Annotated in this window: 5 protein-coding genes, 4 pseudogenes and 1 other annotated feature; of the genes and pseudogenes, 4 read left to right on the forward strand and 5 right to left on the reverse strand. The window is 36.5% G+C overall.

The window, feature by feature from the left end; genetic code table 11:
* Nucleotides 1–520 precede the first annotated feature (520 nt).
* Complete coding sequence (locus tag FTT77_RS16620; protein WP_180109574.1) at nucleotides 521–1918, forward strand: iron-containing redox enzyme family protein; 1398 nt, start codon at nucleotides 521–523, stop codon at nucleotides 1916–1918.
* An 88-nt stretch (nucleotides 1919–2006) separates the two neighbouring features.
* Nucleotides 2007–2498 (forward strand): annotated as a pseudogene (locus FTT77_RS16625) (TonB-dependent receptor domain-containing protein); the annotation flags it as partial.
* A 34-nt stretch (nucleotides 2499–2532) separates the two neighbouring features.
* Here FTT77_RS16625 and FTT77_RS16630 read toward each other — a convergent pair.
* Nucleotides 2533–3608, reverse strand: a protein-coding gene (locus tag FTT77_RS16630; protein WP_171531706.1) for an IS3 family transposase whose coding sequence is annotated in 2 segments (ribosomal slippage) — nucleotides 2533–3356 and nucleotides 3356–3608 — 1077 coding nt in all. Because the reading frame shifts where the segments join, the coding sequence is not laid out codon by codon here.
* Nucleotides 3609–3678: 70 nt separating this feature from the next.
* Nucleotides 3679–4235: pseudogene (locus FTT77_RS16635) on the reverse strand (IS5 family transposase); the annotation flags it as partial.
* Between the two features lie 459 nt (nucleotides 4236–4694).
* On the opposite strand from FTT77_RS16635, the gene FTT77_RS16640 reads away from it, so the two are divergent.
* Nucleotides 4695–5906: an integrase arm-type DNA-binding domain-containing protein gene (locus tag FTT77_RS16640; protein ID WP_180109573.1), complete on the forward strand. Its 1212-nt coding sequence runs from the start codon at nucleotides 4695–4697 to the stop codon at nucleotides 5904–5906.
* 15 nt (nucleotides 5907–5921) lie between these two features.
* On the opposite strand, the gene FTT77_RS16645 is transcribed toward FTT77_RS16640, so the two are convergent.
* From FTT77_RS16645 to FTT77_RS16655, 3 genes and pseudogenes are all read right to left on the reverse strand, one after another.
* Nucleotides 5922–6200, reverse strand: coding sequence for a helix-turn-helix domain-containing protein (locus FTT77_RS16645; protein WP_004871362.1), 279 nt, complete (start codon nucleotides 6198–6200; stop codon nucleotides 5922–5924).
* Nucleotides 6193–7497: a type II toxin-antitoxin system HipA family toxin gene (locus FTT77_RS16650; RefSeq protein ID WP_104442446.1), complete on the reverse strand. Its 1305-nt coding sequence runs from the start codon at nucleotides 7495–7497 to the stop codon at nucleotides 6193–6195. The genes FTT77_RS16645 and FTT77_RS16650 overlap by 8 nt, the downstream gene beginning before the upstream one ends.
* A gap of 161 nt (nucleotides 7498–7658) precedes the next feature.
* A pseudogene (locus FTT77_RS16655) lies at nucleotides 7659–8204 on the reverse strand (RNA-guided endonuclease InsQ/TnpB family protein); the annotation flags it as partial.
* Nucleotides 8205–8254: 50 nt separating this feature from the next.
* Between FTT77_RS16655 and FTT77_RS16660 the strand changes: the two are divergent.
* A pseudogene (locus FTT77_RS16660) lies at nucleotides 8255–8751 on the forward strand (transposase); the annotation flags it as partial.
* Nucleotides 8530–8646 (forward strand) — a sequence feature (AL1L pseudoknot). Its footprint overlaps the pseudogene before it by 117 nt.
* Nucleotides 8752–8885: the final 134 nt, after the last annotated feature.

The following is an 8885-nucleotide window of genomic DNA, read 5'->3' on the forward strand; positions in this document are numbered from 1 at the left end:
GAGATCCATGCACGTGTAGCAGTCCTTAACAGATTTACGGAATTAGGTCGCCCACTTACCCAAGTTACGCCTTAAATTTGGATCAATTAGGGGCGCTTTGCATTTCAAATCTTTGTGCAACAAAGCCAGTCATAACTTACAACAGAGCCATCAAGAAGTATCCCAGAGTTTTTATCCTGTTAAATTCTATATGCTAAATATCCAGCACTAGCACTTTCAAATAGCGTTATTGATAGGGATTTTTTAGAAATAAAGTCAAAAATTGATTTCATATAAATTATCCTATGAATATTTTATATTATAATCATAATTGATATTTAAATATGAATATGTGAATTAAATCACATCATAAAGAATTGTTACTTTTTACTATTTGGTTGAAAGTAATGCTAAGAACATGTTTTATATATTAAAATTTAAAAAATATTACATTGCGTTAAATTTCATTAAAAAAATTTAACAAATACTCTAATTTTCTGATTTATGGTTGAGTAGAATCATTTACCGCGAGAGAACTATAATGCCTACAGCAGTAAAAGAAAGAATCTTAAATTTAATAACCAAAGATCATCAGAAATATTTTGAAATCGTTGAGTTCTTCTTAGACGCTTCAATACCTAATTCTGCCAAAGAGTTAAAGGCATTTAAGGTTCTAGAAAATGAAATTAAAACTCTAGACCACATCAGTGACATGCCAGACGAACTAGACAGTCTTGTCGATTGGATTCATCATAATAACCGCACACAGTGTGAATACTATAAAGAATACCTAGATAGACGAAAGCAAGGTGGGGCGAGAGAGTATTTTTCATCAATTAGTAAAGCTTATGAGTTTTTATACAAGGTTGCGCCCACAAAAAAAGTAGATGGTTCATGGCTGTACAGCTTTACTCAGTATTGGAATGATCCAGTATTTAGGGATTTTATCCAGATATATTTAGAGGAACTTGGTCTCGGTTCAGAAAAAGCCAATCACGTGCGAATGTATGACATCCTACTACTGGCACATGGTTTGAATCAACTTTCTTTAAACTTATCAGATACCTATTACCATCAAGCAGCAATACAGCTTGCGCTTGCCTATGCACCTTCAGAGTTTATACCAGAGATAGCAGGTTTTAATTTAGGCTATGAACAACTTCCTTTACATTTGCTAATTAGCAATTACGAGTTAAAAGAACTTGGAATTGATGCACACTATTTTAATGTTCATATCACGATAGATAATTTTGATAATGGGCATGCGCAGATTGCGACCAATGCCATTAAAAAACTTTCTACAAGGTACAGATCTAAAGAAGAGTTCATTCGTAAACTCAAAATCGGGTATCTCCTAAATAACAAGGGAATGAGTTCAGTTCAGATAATTAAAAATTTAAGCACTGAAAAGATGGTGCTTGAAATATTTAAGAAAAAGGCGATTGTTGGTAAACACATGCATAGCAATAAGTGCATGTTTAATAATAAAACGACAAATGAATGGCTGTCTGAAGATGACAGTGTTGAAGAGTTTATTTTTGAGCTTGTTCGTATAGGGTGGATAAAACTGAATCAACCGCCTGAAAAAAGTAGATTTTGGCAGATGATTCACGACGAAGAGGGAAAAATGTTTGGGGTGTTTAGTGCTGTTGAAAAGACTTTTATCTATGATTGGATTGCTGGCAAATCAATAGATCCTAAGCAAAACCAAGTGAATAATGAGTTTGTGAAAAACTTCCTAGAGACCAATTCATTTAGTTATTTAGCCAACCATGAAATGGCTGAGCTTAAGAAACAATTTGATGGAAGTACGAATACCGGATACAAGATCAACAAACTTCTAAAGTATTTAGCACCTCATATGCATCATCAAGAAATTGGGTTATGGAGTACCCAGCGTATCGTAGAGAGTTTATTTCCATCTCTAGCCCGCCAATAAAATAAATACTCCAAAAGATTTATAACTTTCATCGTCAAAAAATAACCGCCTTCGGGCGGTTTTTCTTTTATGGGATTATACCAATTACACAATCGACAATAATCTTCAGAAGAAGTTCCAAATTGGCAACAGTGAGCATGATCTACTGGTCAGTTTTGACGTTATGCACGAGAAGCGTGAAAAAGCTGCGGACCGTTGTAACTTTGCAACAATTAATCCTTTCGCACCACAGTACAATCAAGGCTGTATCAATACACTCAGTTTGAATAGCCATACTATTACCAATTTGCGTGATATGGGGCTTTATGCTCGCAATCGCATCAGTTTAAGTGATCAGTGGATTATAAATTTGGCTGGTCGATATGACTGGGCAAAATCCTCCTCAGAGAATGTCCTAAAAGGGACTAAAACTGATCTTCAAGAAGATCATGCTTTTACTGGTAATGCATCAATCATGTATTTAGCAAATGACTTCATTGCTCCTTACGTTAGTTATGCAACTTCTTTTGTTCCCAACATCGGTACCGATAGAAATAATGTCCTATTCGACTCAGAAAAAGGCAAGCAATATGAGGGGTAATCCTCCCATAAATAACCGAAGTTAAAAGTAGAGGTTAAGCAGCCATTAGAGGTGGCTTTCCTTTGTTAGCTTGATGTGGTCTTTCATGGTTGTAATGCCACAACCAGTTTGTTGCATAATCTTGTACTTCATCCAAAGTATCAAATAAATGCTTGCTCAGCCAACTATAACGTATGGTCCGATTATAGCGTTCAATATACGCATTCTGCTGTGGCTTACCCGGTTGAATATATTCAATACGAATACCGTGCTCAGTAGCCCAGCGCACAAATTCGTGACTGATAAATTCGGGACCATTATCGCATCGGATCACTAACGGTTTTTCTCTCCACTCCAGCAATTGATTCAACGTACGAATAACCCTGATTGTGGGCAATGAGAACCCTGCTTCAATGGCTAGGCCTTCGCGGCGGTAATCATCAATCACATTCAATAATCGAAACTTGCGACCATCGGAAAGCTGATCATGCATAAAATCTAATGACCAAACCTGATTTTCTCGGATTGGTTCTTTCAATGGTTCAGGCGCATGCCGTTTTAGTCTTCTTCTCGGTTTAATACGCAGATTCAGTGCCAACTCACAGTAAATGCGGTAAACCCGCTTGTGATTCCAGCAGCAACTCTCAACATGCCGTAAATACGAGAAGCACAAACCAAAGCCCCAATCGGAATTTTCCTCAGTGAGTTCAATGAGCTGTTCAGCAATGAGTGCATTGTCATCGCTGAGTTTGGCTTGATAGCGGTAGCAGGTTTCACTAATGCCAAATGCTTTACAAGCCAAACGAATACTAATGGCATGCTGGGCAACTGCCTGTTGTGCCATCTTACGCCGGAAAGATGGCTTTACCACTTTTTTGCCATCGCTTCCTGGATGATTTCGGCCTTTAATCGCTCTTCCGCATACATCTTTTTAAGTCTGGTATTTTCGGCTTCTAGCTCTTTCAGTCGAGCCATTAATGATGTATCCATACCACCATATTTGGCACGCCATTTATAAAAGGTAGCATTACTCATGCCGTGTTCACGGCAAAGGGTCGCTACAGGTGTGCCAGATTCTGCCTGTTTCAAGATGGACATGATCTGACTGTCAGTAAATTTAGATGTTTTCATGCAGAATCTCCTGCTCGTATCTTAAGAGAAAATTCTACTTTTAGATCCTATTATTTTTAGGGGGGATTACCTCTAAAGGGATTTGAGCAAGTAAATCTTCCAGTACCTGTGAATCACTGACATTATTTGCGGTGAGTTGTACAGCACGTATTTGAATGGTTTCAGTATCGATACCAATATGAAGCTTACGCCATTGGCGGCGATTTTCAGGTCCATGTTTCTGACGCTTCCATTCACCTTCATCTAAAAACTTTAGGTCAATAGAGTCTACGAGTAGATGGAGAGCACCACTACTTTTTGATATCAAATTGCAATATCGATATGCCTTTGTCTTCTGCTAATGATGGAATAATCTGGAGCTTTCCTATCTAGACCACACTTTTTTAATCAGGCTTTGAACAAAGACGCTGACCATCCGAAAGAAAGACGAAATAGGGATTTAATCATTAAGCAACATTGGATGGCTGCGTCGGAGTAGGTTTGATTTCGCCCTTGTTTGCCTTTTGATGGCGCATACCATTGCGTAGCAGGATCAAACCAAAGGGCAATATTTCCGCGACTCATGAGTGCTCGGTTATATGCGGGCCAATTGGTTGTGCGGTAGATTTTGTGTGTAGGCTTCTTCATTTGAAAATTATATCGCTGAAAAAGCCTTTACAGATAGGTTTGTGCAACAAAGCCCTTTTTGGATAGCCAATGGCAATATCGACATACCTTAAGCAGTGTTATATAGCTGTATTGGACTAAGTTTGATTTGATCCATTTTTTCTTGCGGATGAGCATACCATTGAGTCAAATAATCAAACCAGATAGAAATATTGCCTCGGATAATTAAGGCTCGGTTACGAGGTCTGTAAAACAAACTCATTACAGAATAGTGATTAACTATCACAGATTTTTGTAGCTTAATACAGACTTTAACAGTGGTTACTTTTTTGGTTATTTTACCTTACACACTCACAATAATTTTTATAAAAAACATATATATAAATATTTATGTGATGCGTAATATACGCATCACATAATAATGCTTATTTTTGATATAATTAAGATAATGGGGATCATTATGCTGGTTTATAAAAATTTATGAGTCTTACGGAAACACAAGTACGAAAGTCATATCCAAAAGAAAAAATTTACTTTTTAGCTGATGATGATGGTTTAAGCTTAAAAGTCGATCCTAATGGAAAAAAGTCTTGGAGTTATCGATATTCAGTTACAGAAACGGGTAAAAGACCACGAGTCACTCTAGGTACATATCCTGAGATGAATCTCAAAGAGGCTAGAGTGGCCAGAGATTCCTATAAGGCAACTAAATTTTCTACACAAAATTTAGTTCAGGAGAAAATTCAAACTTTTAAAGTTGTTTGTGAAGAATGGTTAGAGTTTAAAACAAATAATTCATTTAAAGATCAACCACGTGGTGGTGTAATCCAATTGGCGAATGCATGTTTAATAAATGACATTTATCCCGTTATTGGTGATATAGATTTTAGCAAAATTAAAAGAACTGATTTAGTTAAGGTAATTAAGCAGATTGAAAATAGGGGAGTTAAGGAACCTGTAAAAAAAGCGTATAGCTATTTAAATCAAATCTATGATTTTGCAGTTGCAATGGGATACTGTGATTATAATCAAGCTTATGGTCTCAATAAAATATTATTGAAAGGGAAATTAAAGAAAAATTATCCCTATTTAAAAGATGAAGAAATTTCTAATTTTATTCTTAGAATAACTCAACTAAATACAGATCCGATTATAAAAAAAGCAATCCTATTTAAATTATATACTGGAGTCAGGGGGGCAGAGTTATTGTCTGCAGAACCTCATCATTTTGATTTTGACAACAAAATTTGGAAAATACCTGCTTTACATATCAAGCAATATCGTCGAAAAGTGATAGCAGGTTATGATATTCCAGATTTTTTAGTCCCGTTATCATCGCAAGCGGTGAGCATTGTTAGATCTGCACTAGAGTGGTCACAAGGCGATCGTTATGTTTTTGCTAGCCCAAAAATTAAAGATAAGCCATTGCATTTTAACACAATAAATTCAGCCATTCGTAAGATGGGATACAAAACAAATGAGCTATCCTCACACGGTTTAAGATCAACATTCAGTACTATTTTAAATGATTCTGGCTTATTTCAAGATAGTTGGATTGAGGCTCAGCTTTCACATGTAGATAAGAATAAAACACGTGCTAGTTATAACCATGCAGATTATATTCAACAAAGAGCTGATATGATGCAGTGGTGGGGTGACTATTTAGAAAATAAATCAAAATCTAGTTTATAGGTAATTTAAATTAAACTATTTTGATTTAATAATAAATTTTAAACCAAATGCATTTAACAACTTATTTATAGAATCTAATGTTGGATTACTATCAGGTTGCTCCATTTTCTGTAAAGTCTGTGGTGCTATTTTAGTAATTTTACTCATTTCATTTAATGTTAAATGTAGTTCTTTTCTAATGTATGATGCAATCTGGTAAATTTGCCACTCAGGATTGTTATTTATATTTTCTAAGACTTGTAAGCGTTTATTCATTTGCTCGATTGCCGTCATAGGCTTATAACGTTTATCCATTAGAAAGCTCCTGAATCTGTTGGCATATATTTAATATACGATGATGACTATTTTGTAGAATCTCATCATCTATATTTATTTTTTTCATTTCATCGAGCAAATTTTCATACAGTGGCAATTGTTGAATCATTGTATGTTTAATTTCAGTTGAATCTATTCCTGTACATTCTTCTATTTGCGTTATGACAGATCCCCATATAGGCATTCCTCCATGGTCATCTTTTTCCCAACGTGTAGTACGTGCAATTCCGTCAGGATGAAGCCACATTGGAGCAAAATCGAAGAGGGGTGTTAATTGAATTGTGCCGTCATTTAAACGTTGAATTGCGGTATTACGGGTATGATTATCTTTATTTCCTAATGCAACATTAGCGATATCTCGTTTCAAATATTCAAAAATTTCAGCTCTTGGTGATGAGCAACATTCCATGATCAATGTACAAATTTGATTATGTGTCATTTTAACGCCGAAGCCAGCTTTACCACTTAAAGAGGCTAGGCTTTCTTGTGCAACTCTTTCGACTTTACCATTGATAATTTGGCGATCAAAACGTGGAATAAATAGCGTTCTCTGGTGAAGTTCCAAGTCGTTGAACACTCTTAGACCTAAATACCGAGCTATTTTCATGTAAATTGCTTCATGTAACAGTATTTTTTCCAGTTTTTGATCATCTCCACGACTAAATTTAACTAGCCAATGCTTTGCTGCTAGTTCATCTGGAAGACTGTGATCTAAATAAAACAGACCATCATATCCTTGTGTTAGTAATAGTTTAGGCCATTCACCTTGAACACCTGAAGAACCAGCAACAAATAAGCCATATGATGCAAGTGACTCAATGAAATCTTCTTTCCTTTCAATTATTTCGCTTAGGCTAAATCCACGAGGTTTCACTGTCGGAAAATGATCTTGAAGCCAGTCATAAGCTTCTTTAATTCGTAGATTACCAATAGGATTACCTGCCCCAGATTTCAGTAGGGGCCAATCAGCTTGTTCTTCTACATTAATTGAAAAACCCAGCTGATTTAAAAGCTCCTTTCGCCCATAACCTTGAGGTAGCAAGTCCATGAGAAATGCTGGCCATTGGTTTTCTAAGTTGTTTTGTACATTGACTGGAAATTGGAATGATAGAGCATGACCATCCCTTAAATCCATATGTTCAATAGCATATTCAAATAAGTATGACGTTCGTGTAGATGCTCTCCAGCCCTGCTCTTGATTAGCAATTAATTCAACGATAGCGCAATCTTGCCATTCGTTATTTTGAAAAATTTGAAGTGTGCAATATTGATTCATATATGTATTAAAATAAAATATTAGTTTCTATTTTGGCTATATTTATTTATTATAGTAGATATATATTAAATTTCCTACTCTGATTTAGAATCATTTAATTTGCACTATAAGCAATCATTTTAAACGTCATAACTTGTCGTATTGCTAAATTACTAACTTCTTTATGCAATTTTTTTGATTAAATATTCAAAAGGAGAAATTGACATCCTCCCAGACCTAAAGGAGATTCCTACTGCTAGACGCTCATGCCCGAGCGCAAGAATATTCAGTGCGGAATTTACATCCCGATCATGGAGCGTACCGCACTCCACACACTGCCATTCTCTTATTCCAAGTCCTGCTCTACCTTTCAGACTACTGGAGCGTGAGCCACAGCACGAACAAATTTGGGTGGTATAGGCTTCATTGACTTCTTCATAACATACCCCTGCGTTCTCGCATTTATACTTGAGCATGGTTCTTAGTGTTGTCCAACTGGCATCTAGCACTGATTTAGCCAATCTGGTTTGTGCTAATGCTTTGGCATTCACATTGCCAACGAAGATGGCTGCATGTTCATTCACCAATTTTCGGCTGAATTGATGCAGCATGTTTTGTCTTACATTTTTAATCTTGGCATGGATGGCTTTGACACGTTTCTTATTTTTTGCACGTTGAGCAATACCAAGTTTTTGTTCATATTGCCGATAGATTTGAGGTGCTTTAAGTGAACCGTACCGGGTTTGTCGGAGACCACTTTTCTTGAGAGAATGTCCCAATGACAAAACCAAAATATACTCCTGAAATCAGAGATAGAGCGGTTCAATTATTGATTGAATCCGAAAAAGATTATCCTTCTACTTGGACTGCAATCACAGCAATTGCACCTAAGATTGGCTGTACTCCTGAAACACTACGTTCCTGGCATCAGAAGCATTTGAATCAACAGAATCCAATCAAAGTACAGCAGCTTTCAGACCAAGAGCGCATTAAACAACTTGAACGCGAAAATAAAGAACTGCAAAGAGCCAATGAAATTCTACGCAAAGCAGCCGCTTTTTTCGCCCAGGCGGAGCTCGACCGCCCACACAAATAATGGTGGATTTCATCCATAGCAATAAAGACTTATATGGTGTTGATGCGATTTGTAGAATTTTACCAATCGCAACTTCGACCTATTATCGAACTTTAGATCTCGCGGACAATCCAGAACATCGAGCGAAACGAGATTTACATGACGTGCATCATGCTGAACAAATTAAACGAATTTGGAAATAAAGTTGGCACTGTTGCAAATAACCACGAATGGTAAGCTGAAGACTGTTTTAGCTAAAGGTGCAGCATATGAATCCTTTCCATGGTCGGCATTTTCAGGGCGAAATCATTCTTTGGGCTGTGCGCTGGTATTG

Source organism: Acinetobacter sp. YH01010, from assembly GCF_013420775.1.
Classification (GTDB): Bacteria; Pseudomonadota; Gammaproteobacteria; order Pseudomonadales; family Moraxellaceae; genus Acinetobacter; species Acinetobacter amyesii.

Bases quoted from the DNA above. Each gene is read 5' to 3' on its own strand.
- FTT77_RS16620 (WP_180109574.1), top strand. From the start codon at position 521: ATGCCTACAGCAGTAAAAGAAAGAATCTTAAATTTAATAACCAAAGAT.
- FTT77_RS16640 (WP_180109573.1), top strand. From the start codon at position 4,695: ATGAGTCTTACGGAAACACAAGTACGAAAGTCATATCCAAAAGAAAAA.
- FTT77_RS16645 (WP_004871362.1), bottom strand. From the start codon at position 6,200: ATGGATAAACGTTATAAGCCTATGACGGCAATCGAGCAAATGAATAAA.
- FTT77_RS16650 (WP_104442446.1), bottom strand. From the start codon at position 7,497: ATGAATCAATATTGCACACTTCAAATTTTTCAAAATAACGAATGGCAA.